At 72.1% G+C, this 25,124-nt stretch carries 23 protein-coding genes and 1 pseudogene; 10 read left to right on the forward strand and 14 right to left on the reverse strand.

Translation table 11 applies throughout. The features are described 5' to 3' along the window. Positions 1 to 34 precede the first annotated feature (34 nt). The 3 genes from ACWGDB_RS15665 to ACWGDB_RS15675 are packed head-to-tail and all read right to left on the reverse strand — an operon-like array spanning position 35 to position 2,854. Positions 35 to 754 carry an FAD:protein FMN transferase gene (locus ACWGDB_RS15665; RefSeq protein WP_453823031.1) on the reverse strand — a complete coding sequence of 240 codons (720 nt, stop codon included), beginning with the start codon at positions 752 to 754 and terminating at the stop codon, positions 35 to 37. Between the two features lie 23 nt (positions 755 to 777). Further along, entirely contained in the window at positions 778 to 1,497 is a 720-nt protein-coding gene (locus ACWGDB_RS15670; protein ID WP_453822939.1) for an FMN-binding protein, read from the reverse strand. A gap of 19 nt (positions 1,498 to 1,516) precedes the next feature. Beyond that, entirely contained in the window at positions 1,517 to 2,854 is a 1,338-nt protein-coding gene (locus tag ACWGDB_RS15675; protein ID WP_453822940.1) for a ferredoxin reductase family protein, read from the reverse strand. 152 nt (positions 2,855 to 3,006) lie between these two features. On the opposite strand from ACWGDB_RS15675, the gene ACWGDB_RS15680 reads away from it, so the two are divergent. Genes ACWGDB_RS15680 through ACWGDB_RS15690 form a run of 3 tightly spaced genes read left to right on the forward strand, consistent with a single transcriptional unit; the run spans position 3,007 to position 6,234 of the window. Then, on the forward strand, positions 3,007 to 3,705 hold the full coding sequence (locus tag ACWGDB_RS15680; protein WP_383604185.1) for a response regulator transcription factor: 699 nt from the start codon (positions 3,007 to 3,009) through the stop codon (positions 3,703 to 3,705). Continuing rightward, entirely contained in the window at positions 3,702 to 5,171 is a 1,470-nt protein-coding gene (locus ACWGDB_RS15685) for a sensor histidine kinase (RefSeq protein WP_453822941.1), read from the forward strand. The genes ACWGDB_RS15680 and ACWGDB_RS15685 overlap by 4 nt, the downstream gene beginning before the upstream one ends. Before the next feature lie 52 nt (positions 5,172 to 5,223). Beyond that, positions 5,224 to 6,234, forward strand: a complete 1,011-nt coding sequence (locus ACWGDB_RS15690; protein WP_453822942.1) for an NAD-dependent epimerase/dehydratase family protein — start codon at positions 5,224 to 5,226, stop codon at positions 6,232 to 6,234. 31 nt (positions 6,235 to 6,265) lie between these two features. Here the strand turns inward: ACWGDB_RS15690 and ACWGDB_RS15695 are convergent, their stop codons facing one another. Both ACWGDB_RS15695 and ACWGDB_RS15700 read right to left on the reverse strand, forming a co-directional pair. Continuing rightward, complete coding sequence (locus ACWGDB_RS15695) at positions 6,266 to 7,378, reverse strand: sensor histidine kinase (protein WP_453822943.1); 1,113 nt, start codon at positions 7,376 to 7,378, stop codon at positions 6,266 to 6,268. A 2-nt stretch (positions 7,379 to 7,380) separates the two neighbouring features. Then, a complete protein-coding gene (locus ACWGDB_RS15700; RefSeq protein WP_453822944.1) occupies positions 7,381 to 8,136 on the reverse strand; it encodes a response regulator transcription factor in 756 nt (251 codons plus the stop codon). Positions 8,137 to 8,239: 103 nt separating this feature from the next. Between ACWGDB_RS15700 and ACWGDB_RS15705 the strand changes: the two genes are divergently transcribed. The 6 genes from ACWGDB_RS15705 (at position 8,240) to ACWGDB_RS15730 (ending at position 13,988) form a co-directional block, all read left to right on the forward strand. Beyond that, positions 8,240 to 8,956 (forward strand): glycosyltransferase family 2 protein, encoded by a 717-nt coding sequence (locus ACWGDB_RS15705; RefSeq protein ID WP_453822945.1) that lies wholly within the window; start codon positions 8,240 to 8,242, stop codon positions 8,954 to 8,956. A 736-nt stretch (positions 8,957 to 9,692) separates the two neighbouring features. Beyond that, positions 9,693 to 10,304: a TIGR04282 family arsenosugar biosynthesis glycosyltransferase gene (locus tag ACWGDB_RS15710; RefSeq protein WP_453822946.1), complete on the forward strand. Its 612-nt coding sequence runs from the start codon at positions 9,693 to 9,695 to the stop codon at positions 10,302 to 10,304. Then, positions 10,301 to 11,251, forward strand: coding sequence for a class I SAM-dependent methyltransferase (locus tag ACWGDB_RS15715; protein ID WP_453822947.1), 951 nt, complete (start codon positions 10,301 to 10,303; stop codon positions 11,249 to 11,251). The genes ACWGDB_RS15710 and ACWGDB_RS15715 overlap by 4 nt, the downstream gene beginning before the upstream one ends. A 153-nt stretch (positions 11,252 to 11,404) precedes the next feature. Further along, positions 11,405 to 12,640, forward strand: coding sequence for an ABC transporter ATP-binding protein (locus ACWGDB_RS15720; RefSeq protein ID WP_453822948.1), 1,236 nt, complete (start codon positions 11,405 to 11,407; stop codon positions 12,638 to 12,640). Then, positions 12,637 to 13,323 (forward strand): ABC transporter permease, encoded by a 687-nt coding sequence (locus tag ACWGDB_RS15725; RefSeq protein WP_383604164.1) that lies wholly within the window; start codon positions 12,637 to 12,639, stop codon positions 13,321 to 13,323. Before ACWGDB_RS15720 ends, ACWGDB_RS15725 begins: the two co-directional genes overlap by 4 nt. After that, complete coding sequence (locus ACWGDB_RS15730) at positions 13,320 to 13,988, forward strand: ABC transporter permease (RefSeq protein ID WP_453822949.1); 669 nt, start codon at positions 13,320 to 13,322, stop codon at positions 13,986 to 13,988. Before ACWGDB_RS15725 ends, ACWGDB_RS15730 begins: the two co-directional genes overlap by 4 nt. Positions 13,989 to 14,018: 30 nt before the next feature. Here ACWGDB_RS15730 and ACWGDB_RS15735 read toward each other — a convergent pair whose 3' ends face one another. The 5 genes and pseudogenes from ACWGDB_RS15735 to ACWGDB_RS15755 form a co-directional block, all read right to left on the reverse strand. After that, entirely contained in the window at positions 14,019 to 14,435 is a 417-nt protein-coding gene (locus ACWGDB_RS15735; protein WP_453822950.1) for a RidA family protein, read from the reverse strand. 46 nt (positions 14,436 to 14,481) lie between these two features. Then, positions 14,482 to 15,084: a GTP-binding protein gene (locus tag ACWGDB_RS15740; protein WP_453822951.1), complete on the reverse strand. Its 603-nt coding sequence runs from the start codon at positions 15,082 to 15,084 to the stop codon at positions 14,482 to 14,484. Beyond that, positions 15,071 to 15,434, reverse strand: a pseudogene (locus ACWGDB_RS15745) (DUF742 domain-containing protein). The gene ACWGDB_RS15740 and the pseudogene ACWGDB_RS15745 overlap by 14 nt, the downstream one beginning before the upstream one ends. 433 nt (positions 15,435 to 15,867) lie before the next feature. Next, positions 15,868 to 16,344 carry a roadblock/LC7 domain-containing protein gene (locus tag ACWGDB_RS15750; protein WP_328421984.1) on the reverse strand — a complete coding sequence of 159 codons (477 nt, stop codon included), beginning with the start codon at positions 16,342 to 16,344 and terminating at the stop codon, positions 15,868 to 15,870. Then, on the reverse strand, positions 16,341 to 18,836 hold the full coding sequence (locus ACWGDB_RS15755) for an ATP-binding protein (RefSeq protein ID WP_453822952.1): 2,496 nt from the start codon (positions 18,834 to 18,836) through the stop codon (positions 16,341 to 16,343). The genes ACWGDB_RS15750 and ACWGDB_RS15755 overlap by 4 nt, the downstream gene beginning before the upstream one ends. Before the next feature lie 317 nt (positions 18,837 to 19,153). On the opposite strand from ACWGDB_RS15755, the gene ACWGDB_RS15760 reads away from it, so the two are divergent. Beyond that, positions 19,154 to 20,110, forward strand: a complete 957-nt coding sequence (locus tag ACWGDB_RS15760; RefSeq protein WP_453822953.1) for an ABC transporter substrate-binding protein — start codon at positions 19,154 to 19,156, stop codon at positions 20,108 to 20,110. A gap of 62 nt (positions 20,111 to 20,172) precedes the next feature. On the opposite strand, the gene ACWGDB_RS15765 is transcribed toward ACWGDB_RS15760, so the two are convergent. The 4 genes from ACWGDB_RS15765 to ACWGDB_RS15780 all read right to left on the reverse strand — a co-directional run bounded on the left by ACWGDB_RS15765 (position 20,173) and on the right by ACWGDB_RS15780 (position 25,104). Next, a complete protein-coding gene (locus tag ACWGDB_RS15765) occupies positions 20,173 to 21,552 on the reverse strand; it encodes a glycoside hydrolase family 43 protein (RefSeq protein WP_453822954.1) in 1,380 nt (459 codons plus the stop codon). A 134-nt stretch (positions 21,553 to 21,686) separates the two neighbouring features. After that, positions 21,687 to 22,634: an ROK family protein gene (locus tag ACWGDB_RS15770; RefSeq protein WP_453822955.1), complete on the reverse strand. Its 948-nt coding sequence runs from the start codon at positions 22,632 to 22,634 to the stop codon at positions 21,687 to 21,689. After that, complete coding sequence (locus ACWGDB_RS15775; protein WP_453822956.1) at positions 22,631 to 24,259, reverse strand: dipeptide ABC transporter ATP-binding protein; 1,629 nt, start codon at positions 24,257 to 24,259, stop codon at positions 22,631 to 22,633. Before ACWGDB_RS15775 ends, ACWGDB_RS15770 begins: the two co-directional genes overlap by 4 nt. Beyond that, positions 24,256 to 25,104 (reverse strand): ABC transporter permease, encoded by an 849-nt coding sequence (locus ACWGDB_RS15780; RefSeq protein WP_453823032.1) that lies wholly within the window; start codon positions 25,102 to 25,104, stop codon positions 24,256 to 24,258. Before ACWGDB_RS15780 ends, ACWGDB_RS15775 begins: the two co-directional genes overlap by 4 nt. Positions 25,105 to 25,124: the final 20 nt, after the last annotated feature.

Consider the following 25,124-nt stretch of genomic DNA (forward strand, 5'->3'; position numbering starts at 1 on the left):
CTGCGCCCTCTGCTCTGCCCCCACGTCCGACCCGTCACGCCGCCCGAGCCTGTGCCGCCGCCACCGGAAAGCCCTCGGTACGGAAGACCCGCCGCCCGGCGTCCACCGCGAACACCTCGCAGCCCGGCCGTGCGGCGGCCCACTCGACGCCCTCCGTGCCCATCGCGAACGCGGCGGTCGCCACGGTGTCCGCCACGGTCAGGGAGGACGCCACGACGGACAGGGACAGCAGACCCGTCGCCGCCCGCCCGGTGCGCCCGTCGATGATGTGGTCGCCGCGCTCGTAGCGAGCCGACGTCGCGACGGCGCCGTCCGTCAGCTCGGCGACCGTGCACACCTTGTCGGCCTGCTCGGGGTGCCGTATCCCCACCCGCCAGGGCCCGCCCGCGGCGACCACGTCACCACCGGCGTTCAGCACGAAGCGTCGCGCCCCCGCCGCCTTCAGCAGCCCGGCGGCCCGCTGCACGGACCAGCCCTTCACCACCGCGCACGGATCGAGCCCGCGCCCGGGCAGCCGTACGTCGAAGGCGCCGCCGGTGGCGACCCGGTACTCCTCGCACAGCCCCAGCACCTCGTCGAGGTCCGCGCTGACCTCACCCCGCGCGACCTCCCCCCGGTCCAGCCGGCAGACCTCGCTGTCGGCCTTGAACGGGCTGAACCGGGCGTCGACCTCACGCAGCCACGCGAACACGGCATCGGCCGCCTCCTCGCCGACGTGCTCGTCGTCGACCCGCAGCGAGACCGGGAACCCCATGACGTGTTCGACTCGGTGCACGATCAGCCCTTCGCGTCGATGGCGGCCTGGAGGGACTCCTTGTAGCCGTCGCTGGTGATGGTGGCGCCGGAGACGGTGTCGATGTCGGCGCTCTGGGCTTCGAGGGTTTCGGCGATGAGCTTCGGGACGGCGGCCGTGGTCTGCGGGTGGTTCGGCTGCTGGAGCATCTTCACCGACGCGATCTTGTCGCCGTCGAAGGTCACCTGGACCTGGACGGGACCCTTGTCGGTGTTCACCGTCGAGCCGTCGAGCGTCCGCGACTGCGAGGCGGCGGACGCGGACGCCGACGGCGAGGACGTGGCCGCCGACTCCGCGTTCGCGTCGATGGCGGCCTGGAGGGATTCCTTGTAGCCGTCGCTGGTGATGGTGGCGCCGGAGACAGTGTCGATGTCCGTGCTCTGGGCTTCGAGGGTTTCGGCGATGAGCTTCGGGACCGCGGCCGTGGTCTGCGGGTGATCGGGCTGCTGGAGCATCTTCACCGACGCGATCTTGGTGCCCTGGAAGGTCACCTGGACCTGGACGGGGCCCTTCTCGGTCTGCACCGTCGTGCCCTTGACGACCGTGCTGCCCGAACCCGAACCCGAATCCGAGCCCGAGGCGGCGGAGGACGATGCCGAGGGTGTCGGGGCCGGCGCGGCGGCCGTGCCGAGCGACGGCTCGTAACGCCAGACCGGGATCAGGCCCGCGATGCTGAGGACCAGGACAGGTATTGCTCGCTTCACGATGTCTTCCCTGTCCCGCTCAGCCGGCCAGGCTGAATCGCTCGAAGTGGACCTGCTCCCTGGGCACGCCCAGCTCGCGCAGGCTGCCGATCACCGCGTTCATCATGGGCGGCGGGCCGCACAGGAAGACGTCCCGGTCCGTGATGTCGGGAACCAGCCGCTCCAGCTCCGCCGGGGCCAGCCTGTCCGGCGTCACCGGGCCCGTGACCAGGTGCAGCTCGGCGCCCTTGGCGTGGGCGAGTTCCGCCAGCTCGCCGTACAGGACCGCGTCCCGGTCCGAGCCGACCCGGTAGATCACAACCGCGTGGCCGTGCAGCTCCTCCAGCAGCGCCCGGATCGGGGTGACACCGACGCCGCCCGCGATCAGCACCGCCTCCGGCCGGGTGCGGTGCATCGCGGTGAACGCGCCGTACGGGCCCTCCGCGAACACACGCGTGCCGACCTTGAGGTGCCTCAGGGACGCCGAGCCGTCGCCGGCCGCCTTGGCCGTGAGCCGCAGCCGGTTGCCGTCGGGAGCGGCCGACAGGGAGAACGGGTTGGCCTGCCACCAGCGGTCCTTCGTCAGGAACCGCCACAGGAAGAACTGGCCGGCCCGCGCGGGCAGCCTGTCCAGGTCACGCCCGGTGATGTACACCGAGACCACGTTGTCGGACTCGGGGACCACGGCCGACACCCGGAACTGGTGGCGCCAGTTCCGCCACAGCGGCAGGACCAGCCGGCCGACGAACACCGCGCCGAGCGCCACGCCCCACACCGCGTACCAGTACGCCGTGGCTGCGGACGAGGAGGTGAAGGACGTACCGACCGCGACCTGGTGCGTGAACGCCAGGACCACCGCGACGTAGGTGTACAGGTGGATGAAGTGCCACGTCTCGTACGCCAGCCGGCGCCGCGCGAACCGGGCCGAGACGACACCGATCACGATGATGATCCCCAGCGCGACGACGGCGCGCAGCACGCCCTCGACCGTCTCGGCGAGGTCGATCAGCTGGTTCACCGGGTCCAGCGAGGACGACTCGGCGTAGCCGAAGGTGATGAACACCGCGTGCGCCAGGAGCGCCCACAGGACGCTGAAGCCGGTCCAGCGGTGCCAGGAGGTCAGCCGGTCCATGCCGATCCGGCGGTCCAGCCACGGCAGCCGGGCCACCAGCAGCAGCTGGAACGCCATCAGCAGCGCGCCGAACAGGCCGGTCAGCCGGCCGAGCACGATCAGCGTGTTCGAGGCGAAGCCGGCGGCGAAGAAGAAGTAGAGCACCACGGCCACGTTCGCGGCCAGCACGGCGTACAGGCCTGTGCGGGCGACCACCCTGGGGCGTATCGCCGTGGGGGGCGCAGGGGGCGATTGGACGGTCGTCACGGGCGACAGCTCCTTGATCTCGTCTGTGGATACCGAGCTTGTCGGGCGGGTGCTGTCGAAAAGCTGTCGTACTTCTTTCAACTGGTTATCGATGTGGTCCCGGGCCCACACCCGGCTCATGGGATCGGTGCCGGGTGCCGCAGTATGAACGGGTGGAGAAAGTACGCCTGCTGGTCGTGGACGACGACCCGCCCATCGCCGACCTCGTCGCGACGGTCGCCCGCTACGAGGGCTGGGAGGCGGTCACCGCGAACTCCGGCGAGGAGGCGCTGCGGCTGGCCGCCGAGTTCCACCCGGACATCGTGGTCCTGGACCTGATGCTGCCCGACGTGGACGGCTTCGGCGTCCTGGACCGGCTGCGCGGCGCCGGGAAAATGGTGCCCGTGGTGTTCCTGACGGCCCGCGACGGGGTCGCCGACCGGGTGGCCGGCCTGACCCGCGGCGGCGACGACTACCTGGTCAAACCGTTCGCCGTGGAGGAGCTCATGGCCCGGCTGCGCACCGTCCTGCGACGCAGTGCCGGTCCCGGCTTCCAGCGTTCCGTCCTTCGGGTGGCGGACCTGACGATGGACGAGGACACCCGCGAGGTCCGCCGCGGCGACAAGCAGCTCACGCTCACGCCGACCGAGTACGAGGTGCTGCGCTACCTGATGCGCAAGTCGCCGACCGTGCTCACCAAGGCGCAGATCCTCGACCATGTGTGGGAGTACGGCTTCGGCGGCCGCTCGAACGTCGTCGAGCTGGTCGTCAGCCGGCTGCGCCGCAAGCTCGACGAGTCCGACGACGGCAGGGGGCCGCTGATCCACACCGTGCGAGGCTTCGGATACGTGATCCGGCAGGCGGCCGAGTGACAGGGCGGCTGCGGCGGGCGTACCGCGGGATGCGGCTCGGCACCCGGCTGGCGCTGGGCCTCGGGGTGCTGGCGCTGTTCGTGTTCGGCGTCGTCGGCACGGCCCTGACGACCTACATGCGGGACTACCTGTCGGCCCAGCTCGACACCCAGCTCGCGCAGGGCCAGATAGCCCAGTCCAAGAGCATCGCGGACTACGGCACGCTCTCGGGCAAGAAGTACTACAGCTGGTTCTACGCCGTGTACGACGTGTCGGACGGCAAGCCCGTGCTGCGTCGGCCGGAGGACCCCGCCGACCTGCCGCAGGACGTTGACGACTTCACCTCGCTGGCCAAGGCGCAGACCGGCGCGCACACGGAGATCCTGCGAACCGAGCATCTGAAGGGTCAGGGCGAGTACCGGCTGCGGGCCTGCGAGGTCGAGCCCGGCGTGGTGCTGGTCAGCGCCGCCCCCATGGAGGACATCGAGGACACCGTGGGCCAGCTGATCACCATCCAGGCGGTCACCTTCGGACTCGCGCTGCTGGCCCTCGTGGTGTTCGGACGCGGGATGCTGCGGCGCGGCCTGAAGCCACTGAGCGACATGGCCCACACCGCCCGCGACATCACCTCGCACGACCTCACCGACTCGGCCCAGCTGCCCGTACGGCACGACCGGCGGGGCGGCGGGCCCGAGGTGGAGGAGCTGCGCACCGCGTTCAACACGATGCTGGAGCACATCGACGACTCCCTCGCGGTGCGCGCGGAGGCCGAGCAGCGCCTGCGCCGCTTCGTGGCGGACGCCTCGCACGAGCTCCGTACGCCGCTGATGTCGGTACGGGGCTACGCCGACCTGTTCCAGTACGCCGCGGCCAACGCCCCCGAGGAGCGGGACAGGCACCTGGCCCGGCTGCGCGCCGAGGCCGCCCGCATGGGCTTCCTCCTCGACGACCTGCTGCTGCTCGCCCGCCTGGACGCCGCCGAGGTGGAGACGCCGCTGCGGATGCAGGGCGCGGACCTGGTGGACCTGGTCGAACAGGCGGCGGACGCCTTCCGCGTCACCCACGCCGACCACCCCCTGACCGTCGCCCCCGGCCCCGGTTCCCTGAAACTCCGCCTCGACCCCCAGCGCATCCGTCAGGTGCTGGACAACCTCCTCACCAACGCGGCGATCCACACGCCGACCGGGACGCCGGTGTCCGTCGCGGTCTCCGTGGCGCAGACCACCGCCGTCGTCCGGATCACGGACGCCGGCCCCGGCATCCCGCCCGCCGACCGGATCCGCGTCTTCGACCGCTTCTACCGGGTCGACAAGGCCCGCAGCCGCGACCGGGGCGGCAGCGGACTGGGACTGGCGGTGGCGCAGTCCCTGGTCCAGGCACACGGGGGGCGCATCAAGCTGAGCAGCCGGCCGGGGGAGACGGTGTTCACGGTGACGGTTCCGCTGGTGGTGGACGGGAGGCCGGAGGCAGGTCTTACGGACCCGTGACATGACCGGCGCCGGGCGGCCGAAACGGCCTCCGAGGCTCTAGCTTTGCCGCATGCGCGTACTGGTCACCGGCGGTGCCGGATTCATCGGATCCCATGTCGTCGAGGCGCTCGAGGCACACGGACACGAAGCCGTCGTGTACGACGTCCGTCCCGACCCCGAGTCGGACGTACGCAACCCCTACGCCGTTCGCCGTGCCCTGACCGGCATCGACGCCGTGTGCCACCAGGCCGCGATGGTCGGCCTCGGCGCCGGCTTCGCCGACGCCACTGAGTACGTCTCCCGCAACGACCTGGGCACGGCCGTACTCCTGACCGCCATGGCCGACACGGGCGTACACCGACTGGTGCTGGCCGGTTCGATGGTGGTCTACGGCGAGGGGCGCTACATCTGCGAGCGGCACGGCGTCGTACGGCCCGGTCCGCGCGCCGTGGCCGACCTCGACGCGGGCCGGTTCGAGCCGCCCTGCCCGGAGTGCGGCGCCGACCTCGCCCCCGGGCTGGTGGCGGAGGACGCCCCGGTCGACCCGCGCAACGTGTACGCGACGACGAAGCTCGCCCAGGAACACCTGGCCGCGGCATGGGCACGCGCGACGAGCGGCACGGCGGTGTCCCTGCGCTACCACAATGTCTACGGACCGGGCATGCCCCGCGACACCCCCTACGCCGGCGTCGCCTCCTTCTTCCGCTCGGCGCTCGCACGCGACGAGGCGCCGCGCGTCTTCGAGGACGGCCGTCAGCGGCGGGACTTCGTCCACGTCCGGGATGTGGCCGCCGCCAACGTGGCCGCGCTGGAGGCGAGTTCGGCAGCCCTCCCGGAGGGCGCGCTCACGGCGTACAACACCGGCAGCGGCGATCCGCACACCGTCGGCGAGATGGCGCACGGGCTCGCCGAGGCGTACGGCGGTCCCGAGCCGATCGTGACCGGGGAGTACCGGCTGGGCGACGTACGGCACATCACGGCCGACTCGGCGCGGTTGCGCGCGGAGTTGGGCTGGAAGCCCGAGGTGGCGTTCGCCGACGGGATGGAAGAGTTTGCTGTGGCCGGTATGCGACGGGCGTAGGCTGCCTCGGACCGGTGGTGCTGCCCGCCTTTCAGGAAGCGGCAGCGGGCAGCACCACCTCGAAGCGGCACCCCCCGGGAACGTTGCGCACCGAGGCGTGTCCGGCGTGCGCTTCCACGATGCCCCGCACGATGGCGAGGCCGAGCCCCGCCCCTGCCGGCGGCGTACGTGCATGGGTGCCGCGCCAGCCGGTGTCGAACACCCGCGGCAGATCCTCGTCGGGGATGCCGCCGCAGCCGTCGGTGACGGACAGGACCACGCCCTCGGCGGAGCGTTCGGCGGCGAGGGCCACGGTGCCGTCGGCGGGCGTGCGGCGGATCGCGTTCACCAGCAGATTGCCCAGCACCCGGCTCATCTCCTTGCCGTCCACCTCGACGGGCACCGGTTCGATCCGCTCGCCGACCAGCCGTACCCCGCACTCGCGGGCCAGTGGGTCGGCGCCCGCGAGCGCGTCGCCGACCAGGTCGTACAGGGAGATCCGGCTCGTGCTCAGCGCCAGCGTCCCCGCGTGGATGCGGGACAGTTCGAAGAGGTCGCCCACCATGCCGTTGAGCCGCTCGACCTCCATCCGGATCTGCTTGAGATAGCGGTCGGGATCGACGGCGACCCCGTCCTCCAGTGCCTCCGCCATCGCGCGCAGGCCGGCCAGCGGGGTGCGCAGATCGTGGGAGATCCAGGCGACGAGTTCACGCCGGGAGGACTCGAGCGCCCGCTCGCGCTCGCGGGACTCGGCGAGCTTGGCGCTGGTCGCCTCCAACTCGCGGCTCAGCGCGGCGAGTTCGGCGGTGGCGGCGCCGTCGGGCGAGGTGAAGTCGCCGCCGTCGCCGAAGGACCGGGCGGCGAGCGCGAGGGCGTGGCTGCGGGCGGCGACCCAGCGGCCGAGCAGCAGCGCGGTGATCAGGGAGACCACGGCGGCCATGGCGACGACGGTCGTGACCACCGACAAGTCGTGCCCGTTGAGGAACATCGCCTGTGCGACGGCGAGCGTGCCCGCGAGCATCGCGGTGATGCCGACGCCGGCGACCACGGTGAGGTGCACGACGAGCGAGCGGCGCCGGATCAGCAGCAGCACGCACGCGCCGAGCACACCGGCCACGGCGGCGCCGAGGAAGGCGACGAGGGCGATCAGGAGGGTGTCGCGCATGGTCACGCCTCCCCGTCGGGGGCGGGGGCGGCGGTGCCGGTCGCGTCGAAGCGGTAGCCGACGCCCCACACGGTCTGGATGAGCCGGGGCCTGGCCGGGTCGTCCTCCACCTTGCCGCGCAGTCGGCGGACATGGACGGTGACGGTCGACAGGTCGCCGAAGTCCCAGCCCCACACCTCACGCATCAGGTCCTCGCGGCTGAAGACCCGGCCGGGGTGCCGCAGGAGGAACGCGAGGAGGTCGAACTCGCGGATGGTCAGGGCGAGTTCGGAGTCGTTCTTTGCGGCACGGCGAGCCGCCGGGTCGAGCGAGAGGCCGGCCGCGCGCAGGGTGCCCTGCGGCCGGGCGGGGCCTGGGCGGGTGCGGCGGAGCACCGACTCGACGCGCAGGACGAGTTCGCGGGGGCTGAAGGGCTTGGTGACGTAGTCGTCGGCGCCGACCTCCAGGCCGAGGATGCGGTCGTCCTCGTCGCCGCGCGCGGTGAGCATGATGACCGGAACGGGCCCCTGGCCGCGCATCCGGCGGCACACCTCCAGGCCGTCCATGCCGGGCAGCATCAGGTCCAGGACGACGAGGTCCGGCCAGTGCGCGGCCGCCCGGGCGAGGGCGTCGGGGCCGTCTCCGGCGCGGTCCACGACGTATCCGGCGCGGTCGAGGTAGCCCGAGACGACTTCGGCGACGGTGGGGTCGTCGTCGACGACGAGAACCCTGGCCCCTTGCCCGGCCCCGGCCTGCGGGTACGGCTGTTGCTGCTCCATGCCGCCAGCCTCGCACCCCGGGCGCGCGGACGCCGCCGCCGGCGCCTGACGTCCTTGTTTCGTAAGGAGCCGTAGTCCGAAATGCCCGTTTCTGGCTCGTAGGGTGAAAGCCGTGACGACCCCATCCGCAGCAGCGAATGAACCCCGCACGGCGTCCGTCGACGTCGTGCTTCCCTGTCTCGACGAGGCCGAGGCCCTGCCCTGGGTGCTGGAGCGGGTCCCGCCCGGCTGGCGGGCGCTGGTCGTGGACAACGGCTCCACGGACGGCTCGGCCGCCGTCGCCCGCGAGCTCGGCGCGACGGTCGTGATCGAGGAGCTGCGCGGCTTCGGCGCCGCCTGTCACGCGGGGCTGACGGCCGCCACGGCCGACATCGTCTGCTTCTGCGACTGCGACGCCTCGCTCGACCCGGGCGACCTGGTGCCCTTCGTGCGCCGGATCGTGGCCGACGAGGCCGACCTGATCCTGGGCCGACGCCGCCCCGCTTCCCCCGGTACCTGGCCGCTGCACGCCCGCGCCGGCAACCTCGCCCTCACCCATCTCCTCCACCGTCGCACCGGCCTGCGCCTGCACGACCTGGGCCCCCTCCGCGCCGCCCGCCGCGACCACCTCCTCACCCTCCCCCTCACCGACCGCCGCAGCGGCTACCCCCTCCAGATGGTCGTCCGCGCCGCCGCCGCGGGATGGCGCCTCGCCGAGTACGACGTCCCGTACCTGCCCCGCACGGGTGCGTCGAAGGTGACGGGAACTTGGCGGGGGACTTGGCAGGCGGTGCGCGATATGAGCCGGGTGTTGAGGGAGGGGACGGGGGTGTGGGGGTGAGCGCAGGGGGCGGCGGGCGCCGTGGGTCCGGCGCCGGGGTCGATGGGACCGGTTCTGGAACCGGGGCCCGGGCCTGCGGGCGCGGCGGGGCCTGTGCTGAGGTCGGCGGTCGGGGCGAGGTCGGTGTCGGCGGTCGGAGCGGGGCCGGTGTTGAGGTCGGCGGTCGGAGCGGGGGCGGTGTTGAGGTCGGCGGTCGGAGCGGGGACGGTGTCGGGGCTGATGGGCGCAGTGGGTTCGGTGTTGGGTTCGGCGGGCGCGGCGAGGTTGATGTGGTTCCCGACCCCTGGGCCGGGTCCGGTGCCGACGTCGACGGGCCCGGCGGCTTCGGTGTCGATCCCGACGGGGCCGGTGCCGAGCCGGACCGGCGGGGCGGGACCTTCTTCCAGCCCGACCGGTGGGGGTGGGGCTTCGTTGAGCCGGACCGGTCGGGCAGGGGTGTCGTTGAGTCGGGCCGGTGGGGCGGGGCTGTCGTTGAGTCGGGCCGGTGGGGCGGGACCTTCTTCCAGCCCGACCGGTGGGGCGGGGCTGTCGTCGAGCCGGACCGGTCGGGCAGGACCTTCGTCCAGTCGGACCGGCGTAGCGGGACCGCAGCCGAGTCTCACCGGCGCGGCGGGACCTACGCCGAGCCCGACCCGGACGCCAGGACCGGTGCCGAGTCTCCTGCCCGTGCCGAAGCCAAGGCCGCACACCACTCCCGATCCCGACCCGGCGCCGGCCCGTCGAAAGGAACCCGCTCGTGACCACGCTCCTCGTCATCGCCAAGGAGCCCCGACCTGGTCGGGTGAAGACCAGGCTGACCCCGCCCTTCACGCCCGAGGAGGCCGCCGTGCTCGCGGAGGCGGCCCTCGTGGACACGCTGGACGCCGTGGCGCGGACGCCGGCTCGGCGCCGGGTGCTGGTCCTGGACGGGACGCCGGGCCCCTGGGTGCCGCCCGGTTTCGATGTCGTACGGCAGTGCGCGGGCGGCCTCGACGAACGGCTGGCCGAAGCCTTCGCGGGGTGTGACGGCCCGGCGCTGCTCATCGGCATGGACACCCCGCAGGTGACGCCGGAGTTGCTGACCGTGGACTGGTCGGGCTGCGACGCGTACTTCGGCCCGGCCGAGGACGGCGGCTTCTGGGCACTCGGCATGGCCGAACCGGACCCGGCACGGGTGCGCGGCGTCCCGATGTCGACGCCCCAGACCGGCGAAGTGCAGCGGTCCCGGCTCTCGGGTCTGCGCGTGCGCGACCTGCCCTGCCTGCATGACGTCGACACGGCATCCGACGCCGACCTGGTCGCCGAAGCGGCACCGGGCGGCCGTTTCGCAACGGCGCTGGCGCACCTCACCCCGCCGGTGGACCGATGAGCGCCCCGCACGAGACGGCGACGGCAAGGGTCGCCCGGCAGGCGGGGCCGGCCACGATCCACCAACCGGACAACACCACCGGGCAGTTGGCCCGGGGTGTGATCCGCCAAGAGGGCACCGGCACCGACGGCCGTTCGGCACGCCTCCCGGTCGAGGCCCGCACCCCGCGGCTGCTTCCCGGTGCAGCCCACCCGACGGCCGCCGGCCACCGGACACCGACCCGCCCCGAGGCACCGAGAGCCGCCACCACGACAGGCGTCGGCGTCCGCCCTCGGGACACCCCCTCCGGCCCCGCATCCTGGTCCGCCGACCCCTATGCGCGTGCCCTCCGCGCCGGTCGGGGGCCGCTCTTCCTGCGTCGCGCCGACGGCTGGCTGTTGCCGCTCGACGTGGAGCGGTGGTGTGCGGAGGCCGACGCGATGGACATGGAGGTGCTGCGGCGTTGTGAGGGGGCGGTGCTGGATGTCGGGTGTGGGCCCGGGCGGCTGGTGGCGGCGTTGGGGCGGCAGGGGCGCCGGGTGCTCGGCATCGACGTCAGTGAAGTCGCTGTCGCGTGCACACTGCGGGCCGGGGGACCGGCGTTGCGCCGCTCCGTCTTCGAGTCGCTGCCCGGCGAGGGTCGCTGGGGCACCGCCCTGCTGATCGACGGCAACGTCGGCATCGGCGGCGACCCGGCGGCACTGCTCGGCCGGATGGCGCAACTCCTCGCCCCCGGCGGCCTGTTGATCGCCGAGACAGTGCCGGACCTGGACCTCGACGAACGCGTCCACGTCCACGTCACCGACGCCGGCGGCACCGCCGGCACCCCCTTCCCCTGGGCCCGCCTCGGCACCCCCGCCCTGGTGCGGCACGCGGAGCGCGCCGACTTCGGTGCCGTCGGTCGGTGGGTGGCGGGCGGCCGTTCCTTCGTGGCCCTGCGCAGCGGCGGAGTCGGCAGACGCCCCTGACGGTGCAGCCGCTGTAGTGCGACGTTCCCGCCCGCACGGAGCCGGTCCGGTCCACAGTCCCGCAACACCGGACGTCTAGACTCTCCCCTCAACGGCCCGGACCCGTGGTCAAAAGCGGGCGAAATCTGCCAGACCCGAAGGGTATTCGGCGTTTTGATACGGATAGATTCAGTCACCAAGCGGTATCCGGACGGCACGGTGGCGGTCGACCAACTCTCCCTGGAGATACCCGACCGCTCGATCACCGTCCTCGTCGGACCGTCGGGCTGCGGCAAGACGACCACCCTGCGGATGATCAACCGGATGGTCGAGCCCAGCGAGGGCGCCATCCTCCTCGACGACGTGGACATCCAGCAGCAGCCGGTCAACACCCTGCGCCGGTCCATGGGGTACGTCATCCAGAACGCCGGCCTCTTCCAGCACCGCACGATCATCGACAACATCGCCACGGTGCCCCGCATGCTCGGCTGGGGCAAGGAGAAGTCCCGGGCGCGGGCGCGGGAGCTGATGGAGCGGGTCGGGCTCGACGGGGCGCTCGCCAAGCGGTACCCGTACCAGCTCTCCGGCGGCCAGCAGCAGCGCGTCGGCGTGGCCCGGGCGCTCGCGGCGGATCCGCCGGTGCTGCTGATGGACGAGCCCTTCTCGGCCGTCGACCCCGTGGTCCGCAAGGGCCTGCAGGACGAACTCCTCCGTATCCAGCGAGAGTTGGGCAAGACCATCGTCTTCGTCACCCACGACATCGACGAGGCCGTCAAGCTCGGCACGATGGTCGCCGTGATGCGCACGGGCGGCAAGCTCGCCCAGTTCGCCCCGCCGGCCGAGCTGCTGACCCACCCCGCGGACGAGTTCGTGGAGGACTTCCTCGGCGCGGACCGGGGCATCCGGCGGCTGTCGTTCTTCCCCTCGGCGGGCCTGGAGCTGCTGACCGGGCCCATCGTGGCCGTCGACGCCACCGCCGAGCAGCTCACCGCCGCAGCCGGTACGGCCGACGCGCCGTATCTCCTGGTCACCGACCCGGACGGCAAGCCCCTCGGCTGGGGCGAGCCGCAGGATCTCACCGCCGGGGAGATCGAGGCAGGCCGACTCCTGCCGTACGGACGCCCGTTCGTGACCGGCACCGACTCGCTGCGGGCCGCCCTCGACTGTGCCGTGCTCTCGCCCACCGGCTGGGCCGTCGCCGTGGACGCCGACGGACGGGCCACCGGAGTCGTCTCGCAGCAGACCATCGGCGAGGCCATCCGCGGTGCGCATGCGGAGCGGCGCGCGGACGACGGCAAGGCCGGGGAGGCCGCCGGCTCCGGCAAGCCCGGCAAGCCCGGCAAGCCCGGCAAGCCCGGCAAGCCCGGCAAGACCGGCAAGACCGGGACGACCGAGAAGGTCGCGCCGTGACCGAGCTCTTCGACATGCCGAGCGACCTCCAGAACAGCTACATCGGACTGGTCGGCCTGCACCTGCGCGAGGCACTGATCCCCGTGCTCGCCGGGCTGCTCGTGGCGCTGCCCGTCGCCCAGCTGTGCGTGCGGGTGCGCTGGCTGTACCCGCCGGTGCTGTGGGTGACGACCGTGCTGTACGCGATCCCCTCGCTCGCCTTCTTCGTCATCCTCATCGACTACACCGGCCTGAGCGAGATCACGGTGATGATCCCGTTGGCCGTCTACAGCCTGGTCGTGCTGGTCCCGGCCATCGTGGACGGTGTGCGGTCGGTGCCGCAGGAGACGCTGGCCGCCGCCACCGCCATGGGATTCGGGCCCGTACGGCGCTATCTCCAGGTGCAGTTGCCGATCGCGGCGCCCGCGATCATCGCCGGACTGCGGGTAGCGTCCGTGTCGAGCGTCTCCCTCGTCAGCGTCGGCATGCTCATCGGCAACGCGGGAGCCCTCGGCAACCTGCTCAACAGCGGTCTGATCTACAACCAGCCCCGTCTGGTGTGGCTCTCCGTGGTGGGCACGGCCGTCCTCGCCATCCTCGTGGACGCCGTGCTGATCGGTCTGCGTCTGCTCCTGACGCCCTGGATGCCGCGCGGCACCCGTAAGAACGCGCGCCCGCTCGCCGTGAAGGAGGCCACCCGGTGAACGTCCTGAACTTCATCGACTCCTTCTTCAGCGACAGCGCGCACTGGCAGGGCTACGACGGCATCCCCGCGCGGCTCGGCGAGCACGTCCAGTACACGCTGCTGGCACTCGGCATCGCCGCCGCGGTCGGACTGCCGGTCGGCCTGCTCACGGGCCACACCGGGCGCGGCGGCAACGCGCTCGCCCTCATCGCCACCTCCGCCCGGGCCCTGCCCAGCTTCGGCCTGATGGTCCTGATGTTCATCCTGCTGGGCCTGGGCATGGCCCCCGTCATGATCCCGCTGGTCGTGCTCGCCATCCCGCCCATCCTCGTCACCACCTACGAGGCCATGCGCTCCGTCGACCCCGCGCCGGTGGACGCGGCTCGCGGCATGGGGATGGCCGAGACCGGGGTCCTGTTCCGGGTCGAACTGCCCGTGGCCCTCCCGCTGATCCTCAGCGGCCTGCGCTCGGCGGCCATCCAGATCGTCTCGACGGCCACCATCGCCGCGTACGTCAGCTTCGGCGGCCTCGGCCGCTACATCATCGACGGCCTCTACCAGCGCAACTACGAGAAGGTCGTCGGCGGCGCCACCCTGGTCGCTGCCATGGCGCTCACGACGCTGGCGCTGTTCTGGGCGGTGTCGCGGTTCGCGGTGTCACCGGGGGTGCGCAGGCGCGGCTAGTCACGCACCCCCGGTGGTCCGCGGGCGGGACTAGGCCCGCGGGGAGGGCCGTACGGCGATCGCGTCGATCTCGAACAGCATGCCCGGCAGCGCGAGCGAGGCGACGCCGCTCAGGGTCTGGGCGGGCAGGCGGTCGCCGAACCGGGCGTGCAAGGCCTCGCCGACGGCCTCCAGCTTGGCCGCGTCGTGGTCGACGATGAAGGTGCCCAGGCGGACGACGTGCTCGTATCCGAGACCGACGCCCTCCAGCGCCGAGAGCAGCCGGTCGAGGGCCAGTTCCACCTGGGTCGTGAAGTCTCCCGGCACGGGTGCGCCGTTGCCGTCGGAGGCGTACTGGCCTGCGATGAAGACGAGTTCGCCGGGCGCCGAGACGGCGTGGCTGTAGCTCAGCGGGGTCGGGTCGTGCAGGGCGGGCGGGTTGGTGATCGTGCGCTCGTCGAGGCTCATGCCTCACTCCAACGCGCTTGCGGGCGCGGGCATTCCGCGCCCGCCGTCAGTCCTCCGTGCGCGCCAGCGCGAGTTCCAGTACGACGAGCAGGGCATCGCGGACCGAGCCGCGTTCGCGGGCGTCGAAGACGACGACCGGGACGCCGTCGGTGACGTCGAGGGCCCAGCGGATCTCCTCCAGCGTGTGCTCGACCTTGCCGTCGAAGGCGTTGGCCGCCACCGCGAAGGGGATGCCCTTGTGCTCGAAGTAGTCGACGGCGGCGTAGCAGTCGTCGAGCCGGCGGGTGTCCACGATGACGAGCCCGCCGACCGCGCCCTCGACGATGTCGTCCCACATGAACCCGAACCGCTCCTGCCCGGGCGTGCCGAACAGATACAGCTTCAGGGTGGGATCGATGGTGAGGCAGCCGAAGTCCATGGCCACGGTGGTCGTCGTCTTGCGGGGCGTGTGCGTGAGGTCGTCCACGCCCGCCGCGACCTCCGTGATCGCGGCCTCGGTCGTCAGCGGCTCGATCTCGGATATCGCGCCCACGGTGGTGGTCTTGCCCACGCCGAAGCCGCCGGCGATCACCATCTTGACCGGCAGCGGCGGTCGTACGGTGGCCGCCGGCGCGGCGGATGCGTCGGTGGCCGGTTCAGTCGTCGTCACGGAGTGACCCCTCGTGAGTCGGGTATGGCGCGCAGGCCGTCGATGACCCTGCGCAGGACGGATGCGTCGTGGATGACGCCGGAGTCGGGCACGTGCACCGTCAACTGCCCGGCGGCGCGCAGGTCCTCGGCGAGGACGCGCACCACGTTGAGGTGCAGCCGCAGCCGGGCCGCGATCTCCGCGATGGACTGCGGCAGCCTGCAGACGGCGACGATGTCGTGCTCCTCGAAAGCCAGCCGGTCGAGCGCGTCGAGCCCCTCGCTGGTGGCCACCACCTGCGTCTCGACGGGCATCGACCGCCCATCGGCATCGGCCACGACCCGCCCGGCGGTCACCAGGAAGGGCCGCACCGCAGAGGCGGGCCCGACCGAGCGCGCCCCATCCGGGCCGTCCGACTCAGGCTCCGGCCCGCCCCTGCCCGGGCCATCGGGCTGCGACCCGTCGAGGTCAGGTCTGCCGGGATCCGGTCCGCCGGGTCCCGGCCCTTCGAGGTCTGGCTCATCGTGGTCCAGGCCCTCGGGGCCCGGCCTACCGGGGCTCGGCTCACCGGGACCTGGTGCGTGAGGCTCCAGCCCACCGGCTTCCGGGCCACCGGGGTTCGGCCCGCCAAGGCCCGGGCCATCGGGCTGAGACCCGCCGGCTTCCGGCCCTTGGAGGCCCGGCCCATCGTGGTCAGGGCCGTCGAGGCTCGGCGCTGGGGTGCCGTCCGCCATGGCGTTGTCCGTCCTCCTCGGCCGGGTGCCTTGCCGCTCGCCGGGGCTCCCGGGGTTCTTCCCGGCGCGGTCAGCGGGGTGACGTGGCGCCGACGCTGTTCTTCAGCTCCAGTACGAGCTGCGGGCTGAGGGCGGAACCGGCGCGGTTGGCGAACACGGTCATCTCGTAGGCGATGTTTCCCAGCTTGGCCTCCTTGTCGGTGACGACGCCGAGCACGGCGCCGCTGCCGATCGTGGAGACCAGGACGTGGCCGCCCTCCAGGTCGATGATGACCTTGTTCAGGCCGCCGAGGCCGTAGTTGCCGGAGGCGCCGGCGGCCAGGCTGGTGATGCCGGAGACGATCGCGGCGAGCCGCTCCGAGTCGGCGTGCTCCCGCAGCTCGGACACGGCGATGAGGAGGCCGTCGGACGAGACGGCGATGGCGTCCACGACACCGGCCGTCTCCTTCGCGAAGCGATTCAGCAGCCAGGTGAAGTCGGCTGCGGCGGCCTGCAGTTCGGCCGGCGTGGGGCCTCCCGCCGGGGTGCCACCTGTCGACGTGCTCACTGCTCCGCTCCTTCCGGGGGGTCGTTCTGGTCCTGCGTATGGGGGGCTGGGGTTGTCGCTGGGGCGGATTGCGCTCCGGTGCCGCCGTCACCGCCGTTCCGGCTGTCGCGATGCGCGCGCTCCACCGCGGCCTCGAACTCGTCGACCGCGGCCCGCACGGCCTCCGCGTCGCGCGTCCGCGCGGTCTGCCGCACCGTCGTCTGCCGCTCGGAGGTCTGCAGGGTCGCACCGCGGACGCGGCGACGCAGCGGGCGGGCCGCCGGCCCGGAGGCGTCCGGCTGGTCGGCCCGGGCGTGATCGGCGGACGTTGCCGGAGGGACGGTCGGTGTCTCGGCCGCAGCGGACCCGCGCTGCGCGACACGGCGGGGGAGAGGCCGCAACCCGTCGGGGTGCGGAGCGTCGTCCGGCCGTACGGCATCCCCCTGCACGGCGGCGGACGGCCGGGGGCCGGTGGTCGCATCCGCACGGCCCCCGTGCTCGGCCTTCGGCTCCGAGCCGCCGCGGGCCACCGCAGCCAACGCCGCCGTAGCCGTCGACCCCGTCGTGCTCCCCGTCACCAGCAGCGACGACGGCACCGTCACCTCGGCCGTCACACCGCCGCCGGGCGTGCGGGAGAGCGCGACGGTGACCTCCCAGCGGCGCGCGAGCGTGCCGACCACGAACAGGCCGAGGACCTTCGTCGGCACGAGGTCGAGCCGTTCGCGGCGGATCAGGCGGGCGTTCTCCTCGTCGAGGCGTTCGGCGGCCATGCCCAGGCCGTGGTCGGAGACGACGATCACCGCGTCGTTGCCGGAGGCCGCCACCGTCACCTCGACCGGGCTTGCCTCGGGTGAGAACGACACCGCGTTCTCCAGGAGTTCGGCGATCATCAGCGTCAGGTCGCCGATGACCTCCGGCTCCACCACCGCCTCGGTCCGCGCGCGCAGCTCCACGCGCTGGTAGCCCTCGATCTGGCCGAGCGCGGCGCGTACGACGTTGGTGAGCGCGGTGGGACCGGAGTCCAGGACCGCCTCGTGGATGCCGGCGAGCAGCATCAGGCTGTCGGCGTTGCGGCGCAGCCGGACCGCGATGTGGTCGATGGAGTACAGCCGCTCGAGGAGGGCCGGATCGGTCTCGCCCCGCTCCACCGCGTCGATCAGGGCCAGTTGGCGTGTGGTGAGGTTGCTGACCCGGCGCCCCACGTTGCCGAACATCTCGGCGACGTTGCGCCGGCTGAGGACCTGCCGTTCCAGCAGCGCGGCCGCCATGGTCTGCACCTGATTGAACGTCTCGGCGAGTTCGCCGATCTCGTCGCGCGCGGTGACCGGCATCGCGCGCAGCCGCGGCGGACCGTCGTCCTCGGCGTCGTCGTCGGCCACCCGGGCCAGCTCGCGTTCGGCGACCTCGGCGACCTGCTGCGCGGCATCCGTCAGGGCCTGCACCGGGCGGACCACGGAGCGGCGCACCAGCATCGCGAGGACAAGCCAGACGGCGAGGCCGAGCAGCGCGAGCCCCAGCAGGAGCGCCGCGCGCCACGCCGCCTTGTCGGAGGCGCTCTCCGCCTGGTCGGCGATCTGGCCGATGAGCGAGGTGGTGATCGCCAGCCGGGTTTTGGCCTGGTCACGATAGGCCGGGTAGGAGTCGAGCGCCGCGTCGAGGGACGTGCGGATCTCGGCGGGCGAGCCACCCTGCGCGGCGCCGGGGTCGATCTGCAGCTCGGCGAACTGCCGGCTGATGACGCTCTGCGCGGCGGTGTACTTGATCCCCGCGAGCTGCGCGGCCTGGGCGTCGGTGGCGAACCGGGAGAAACGTTCGGCCTGATGGGTGTACTCGTCGTAGGAGCCGACCGCGCCGATGAACTCGATGAGGGCGTTGGAGTCACCGGTCGACGCGGAGAAGACGCCGGTCTCGAAGGCACTGTGGGCGGCGCCCGCGCGCAGCAGCGAGTCCAGCAGGTTGCCGGTGAAGGCGGTCGCCAGATCGGGGTTGCGGTCCAGGCCCAGGCCGTCGATCAGGTTCTGCGTGGCATGGGTGTATGCGGGGTCGATGTTCTCGGCGGGCAGATACTCCCGCTCGATGGTGTCACGCAGGCTGCTCAGGCCCTCGACTCCCCGCAGCGCCTGTGCCTCGGTCTCCGGCAGCCTGTCCCCGAAGGTGTCGCGCACCCGGTCGACCTGGGAGTTCACGAGGGACTGCGCGGTGCGGTAGGCGGCGGACGAAGGCGCGTCACCCTCGGAGGCCTCGTGCCGTACGGAGAGCAGGACGGCCTGCTGGTGCTCGGACGCCAGCCGGTCGGCGAGCGTGGCGACCTCGGTGCTCTCCCGGACCAGCCGGGCGGCGTCGGCCGCGTCACGTGACTGCGCGGTCTGGTCGGCTATGAGGTAGGCGAGAAGGACCGCAACCACGGTCAGAGGCACACCGACGAGAAGGTTGAGCTTCCGCCTGAAGGGCCAGCGGTCGGCGAAACCGCGTAGACGACGCGGGCGGGGAGCGCCCACCTCGTTCGTGGACACCGAGTTGCCTCCTTCGTGGGCGTCACACGGCGCGCGAGGTCGCACGTGACCGATGTTGACCGGTATCGCCCCCGTCAATGTCGGGGACACTACCGCCTCTTGCCTTTCGTGACCGGAACTGTACGTCAAGAATCCGTTACAACACCCTCCGCCCCAACCGTCCCCCTTCACATCGGGGCACAAGCGGCCATTGTTCGAGGCCAATCGGTGACCGGATTGCTCTTGACTGGGACAGAACCGGCTGGATTGGATCAGTGGAGAGTTCTGCCCAGACCTCGGGGTCGGCCCTCCAACCCCCACAAACCGGAACGGGAATCGTGACTTCCACCGCCGTAAGCAGCAGGTCCTTCAGGAACCATCCCGGCGCGGCCGCCGTCGCGCTCGCCGCCACGGCGGCGCTGCTGGCGGGATGTTCCTCCTCCGACGACAAGTCCGACCCCCTGGCCGGGGACAAGCCGAGCGGCGACACCGTGGTCGTCGGCTCGAACAACTTCGCCGAGAGCATCCTGCTCGCCGACATCTACGGCGAGGCCCTCAAGGCCAAGGGCATCAAGGTCACCTACAAGCCCAACATCGGCAGCCGCGAGACGACCTACGGTCTGCTGAAGAACGGCTCCATCACGGTCCTGCCGGAGTACAACGGCTCGCTGCTCGCCTACCTCGACAACAAGGCGGAGCAGAAGTCGGCCGACGCCGTGAACGCCGCGGTCAAGGGCAAGCTGGACGCGAAGCTGACGCTGCTGGAGTCCTCGCCGGCCGAGGACAAGGACTCCGTCAGCATCAACGCGGAGACGGCGAAGAAGTACAAGCTGACGGCCGACTCCAGCCTCGAGGACCTCAAGGACATCGCCCCGGACCTGGTGATCGGCGGCTCGCCCGAGTTCCAGACCCGGCACCAGGGACTGCAGGGCCTGGAGTCCGAGTACGGCCTGAAGTTCAAGTCCTTCAAGGCGCTGGACGCGGGCGGCCCGCTCACCCAGGCGGCGCTGACGAAGAACACCGTGCAGGCCGCGGACATCTTCACCACCGACCCGACCATCACCAAGGAGGGCTTCGTCGTCCTCAAGGACCCGAAGAACCTCTTCGGCTTCGCCAACGTGACCCCGCTCGTGTACAAGAGCGGCCTCTCCCAGGAGGGCGTCGAAGCGCTCAACGCGGTCTCGGCCAAGCTGGACACCAAGACGCTCCTCGACCTGGACTCCCAGGTGCAGCTGGAGAGCAAGGACCCGCTGGACGTGGCGAAGGCCTGGCTGAAGTCGGCCGGCCTCGACTGACGTGATCGAGGTGGGGTCGTGGCCGGCCGGCGCCGCCACCACCCCACCCGGTGCGAGGCCGCTCAGTAGCCGACGTGGAACGTGGCGTCCTGACGCTCGGTGGCCGTGGAGACCGGGTCGATACGCAGGGCGTAGTCGGAGTGCCTGATGTAGCGGGTCGGGTTGTTGTACGAGCGGAACGACGCCCAGGAGGCGTCGGCGAGTCCGGCCGTCCGGTAGAACGTCGCGTCCGCCGCGAACGTCGACGTGCCGTCGCTCTCGTCGAGACGCAGGGCGTAGTTGTGGTGCCGCAGATGGCGGGCCGGGTAGTTGACCGACTGGAACGAGACGCCTGAGGAGTCGGCGAGCCCCGGCACCAGCTTCCACTGCGAGTCGGGGAACGGATCGAAGGGGTACTCGTCGATCCGCCCGGCGAAGCCGCTGTGCCGCACGTAACGCGCCGGGTGGTTGTACGACTTGAGCCGGTTCCAGGCCGGAGCGCCCCAGTGCGAGACCAGGTTGGTGTACTGGGCCTGGGTGATCGGCTGGATGCCGCAGTGCTTGGAGTTGAGCGGCTGGGTGTACAGGCGCTGATCGAGCGCCGTCCAGGTGCCGGCGGCGAGGTCGGCCGACTGCCAGGCGTAGAAGACGCCGTTGGGCGTGTACGTGTCTCCCCACAGGAACCAGGTGCCGGACGTCAGCGACTTCACCACCGTCGGCGCCTCGGTGCCGCCGTGTGCGGCCGGGGTGCTGAAGACCGTGAAGCTGCCGGGGTCCAGCGAGGTGGACCGGGCGCCGACCAGCGTCTGGTCGCGCTTGAAGTAGAGGTAGTTGACGCCGTTCACGCCCACGGTCAGATTGCCGTCGATGACGTCGTAGCCGGGGTCGAAGAAGACCTGCGGATTCTGGGTGGTGCGGAAGTCGGTCGTGTAGCTGACCATGATCACGTTGTGGCCGCTGCTGTTCACCGACGAGTAGAGGATGCCGTACCGCCCGCGCCCGGCGTCCCAGTAGGCCTCCGGCGCCCAGCTGTGGGTGCCCGTCATGTCGTGCAGCTTCAGCAGTCGGTAGCCGGTGAAGGACCGCAGGTCGGTCGAGTCCCAGACGTGGATGTTGACGCTGTTGCGACTCCAGTCGGTGCCCTTGAGGTCGGTCGCCAGCACCACGAAGGTGCCGTCCTGCTTGCGCAGAACGAACGGATCGCGCAGTCCGCCCGCGCCCAGGGTCGGTGTGACCACCGGGTTGTTCTGGTTGAGCGGCATCCAGCGCAGACCATCGGTGCTGACGGCCAGGTGCAGACCGTAGTCGGCCTCGAGCATGGTGGTGGACTCGGTGAAGTAGGCCATGACGTACGCCGAGTCGGCGGCGTGGGCCGTCCCGGCTCCGAGGGTCAGGGCGCCGGTCGCCGCGAGCGGAACGGTCGCTGCCATGCCGAGGACGTGTCTGCGCGAGGGGTGGGCCATGTGCGCTCCAGGGGTGTGGGGGTGCGGGCCTTGTGGCCCGGGTGGACGAGCATGCCGAACTGTCGGTATGTCGAACGGAGTTCGGCGAATCGACCAGAAGGTAGGAGAGCGCGAGGTGCGCGTCAATCACTCGGTCATCCTTGGCGGATTTCCGCCACCCGGATCACCAGGGGCCCCAGTTCCGCACGCGCGCGTGCCGCCGCCCCGACCGCCACCGCGTCGGCGCCGAGCCCGGCCGGCCGGACCCGGACGGGATGGCCGCTGACGGGCGGCTCGGCGGTCAGGGCCGCGTGGATCGAATGCTCCAGCAAGGCCCAGGAGCCGCTCACGCCACCGCCGACGACCACCGTGGTGACGTCCAGCAGTCCCGCCGTGACGAGCAGGGCGCGGGCGACGGCGGCCCCCGCCGCGTCGTACACGGCGAGCGCGTCCCCGTCGCCCGACCGCGCGGCCTCGGCGACCTCCCCGGACGTGCGCGAACGGCCCGTGCGCTCGGCGTACCGGCCGGCGATCGCGCGGCCGGAGGCCAGCGTCTCCAGATGCCCGCGACCGCCGCAGGTGCAGGGCAGGTCGCCGAAGCCGGGCACGTGCCCGATCTCGCCCGCCGCGCCGTGCGGGCCGTCGTGGAGCACGCCGCCCAGCCACAGCGCCCCGCCGACCCCCGTGCCCAGCGTCATCCCGAGCACATCGGGCTCGCCCGCCACCGAACCGGCCGTCGCCTCCCCGCGCAGAAAGGCGTTGACGTCGTTGTCCAGGAACGCCGGTACGCCCAGCGCCTCCTCGAAAGCCGCCGTCACCGCGAACCCGGCCCAGCCGCGGAACGAGTCGCTGGCCACCAGTACCCGCCCGGCCCGCGCGTCCACCACGCCGGCCGCGCCCACCCCGACACCGAGCAGCCGCGCGGGGGTACGGCCCAGCAGCAGCCGTACGGCATCCAGCGCGGCGCCGACCATCGCCGCCCCGCCGTCGGAGGCCGGGGTGGGCACGCCGACGCGGTCCAGGACGCCGAGGTCCGGGTCGCACAGCACCACCTGGGTCGTCGTACCGCCGATGTCGACACCGGCCAGCACTCCACGCGTCATGCGCCAGCCCCCGTCCCCAGAGCCGCCCGGCGTTGCCTGCGCCGCCGTTGCAGCACCGGATCCGGTACGGGCACGGCCGCGATGAGCCGGCGCGTGTACTCCGTCTCCGGGCGCAGCAGGGTCGTCATGGTCGGCCCCTGCTCCTCGATCCGGCCCTCCCGCATGACGACGACACGCTGCGCGAACTCCTGCACGACGGCCAGGTCGTGGGAGACGAACAGGCAGGCGAAGCCCAGTTCACGCTGCAACTCGGCGATGACCTCCAGCACCGTGCGCTGCACACTCACGTCCAGCGCGCTCGTGGGCTCGTCCGCGACCAGCAGCCGGGGGTCCAGCACCAGCGCCCGCGCGAGACTCACCCGCTGCCGCTGACCGCCGGACAGCTCACGCGGCCCACGGCCCGCCAGCTCCGGCGACAGCCGCACCAGTTCCAGCACCTCGGCGACCCTGGCCCGCCGCTCGGCCGCCGCCATGCCCCTCCGGTGCACCCGGAGCGGCTCGGCGACGCACTCCGCCACGCTCATCCGCGCGTCCAGCGAGGCCACCGGGTCCTGGAGCACCACGCCGACGCCGGACAGCAGAGCCCGCCGCTTGCGGCCCCGGGCCCGGCCCAGGTCGGTCCCGAACAGCGACACCGAGCCGGAGGCGGGGGCGATGAGCCCGAGCGCGACCCTGGCCGCCGTCGACTTGCCCGACCCGGACTCGCCCACGAGACCGACGGTTTCGCCGGGGCGCACGTCGAGGGAGACACCCTCCAGTGCCCGGACCCGCCCGAACCGCGCGGACACATCGCGCAGTTGCACCACCGGAGCTTCCCGCACCGGGGGCGGGTCCTCACCGCTCAGTCGCAGCCGGGGCACCGCCGCCAGCAAGCCTCGTGTGTACGCGTGCTGCGGCCGCAGCAGCACGTCCTGCACCGTCCCCGTCTCCACCACCTCACCCCGCAGCATCACGGCGACCCGGTCGGCGAAGTCGGCGACCACGCCCATGTTGTGCGTGACCAGCAGCACGCCCGTGTCCGAGTCGGCCGCCAACCGCCGCAGCAGATCGAGGATCTCGGCCTGCACGGTCACGTCGAGCGCGGTGGTCGGCTCGTCGGCGATGAGCAGGCCCGGTGAGTTGGCGATCGCCATGGCGATGACGACGCGCTGGCGCTGACCGCCCGACAGCTGGAAAGGGAAGGCCGAGGCTCGCTTCTCCGGCTCGGGAATGCCGACGCGGCGCAGGAGTTCGACCGCCGCACGGGCGGCCTCCGACCGGGAGACCTCCCGATGGTTCCGTATGACCTCCGCGATCTGGGAGCCGACCCGGGTCAGCGGATCCAGGGCGGTCGCCGGCTCCTGGAAGACCATGGAGGCGGTACGGCCCCGCAGCCGGGCCAGTTCGGCCTCCGGGGCGCCCACCACGTCGGTGCCGTCCACCGTCACCCGCCCGGCGGCACGCGCGCTGCCCGGCAGCAGACCCATCGCGGCGAGCGCCACCGTCGACTTGCCGGACCCGGACTCGCCGACCAGGGCCAGCGTCTCGCCGGGTCGTACGTGCAGCGACACTCCGCGCACGGCGGCCACGTCACCGGTGCCGGTCGAGAAGGTCACGCCCAGGTCGGCGATCTCGAGGATGTTCATCCGCGTCCCTTCACGTCGAACGCGTCACGCAGCCCGTCGCCGATCGCGTTGAACGCGCACACGACGAGGATGATCGCGAGGCCCGGCGGAACGATCAGCCACCAGCGCCCGGAGTACGCCGCCGTCAGACCGGCCGACAACATGCCGCCCCAGTCGGTCCTCGGCGGCTGGACGCCCAGCCCGAGATAGGACACATAGGCGACGAGCAGGATCGCGTCGGCGATCTGGAACGTCGCCGCGACCACGATCGTCGACACCGAGTTGGGCAGGATGTGCCGCCGGATCGCCCGGCCGTGCGTGCCGCCGGTCGCGCGCAGCGTCAGCACGTAGTCGCGGTTCTTCAGGGTCAGGGTCTCGGCCCGTACCAGCCGGGACGGCACCAGCCACGACACCAACCCGAGGATCACGATCAGACCGACCGTGCCCGGCGTGGCGATCGCGGAGACGACGAGCAGGATGAACAGCGCGGGAATCGCGATCCCGGCGTCCACCACCCGCATCATCACCGCGTCCACCCAGCCGCCCGCATACCCGGCGACCGCGCCCCACAACGTCCCGATGACGGTGGCCAGCAGCCCGGCCGCGAGCCCGACGAGCAGGGAGACCTGCCCGCCGTACATCAGCCGCCCGAGCTGGTCGTGCCCGACGGCGTCGGTGCCTAGCCAGTGTGCTCCGCTGGGCGGGAGATTGACCTGACTGAGATCGGTGTGGGTCTGGTCGGTGGAGTAGAGCAACGGACCGACGAAACAGAAGAGGAGGAAGAGCAGAACGATCAGGACCCCGGCCATGGCGAGCCGATTGCGCGCGAAGTGAGCTTTCAGGGGCGCGGGGAACTGCGCGATCAGCCCCCACCGGCCCGCAGCCT

Source organism: Streptomyces sp. NPDC055013 (assembly GCF_053608645.1).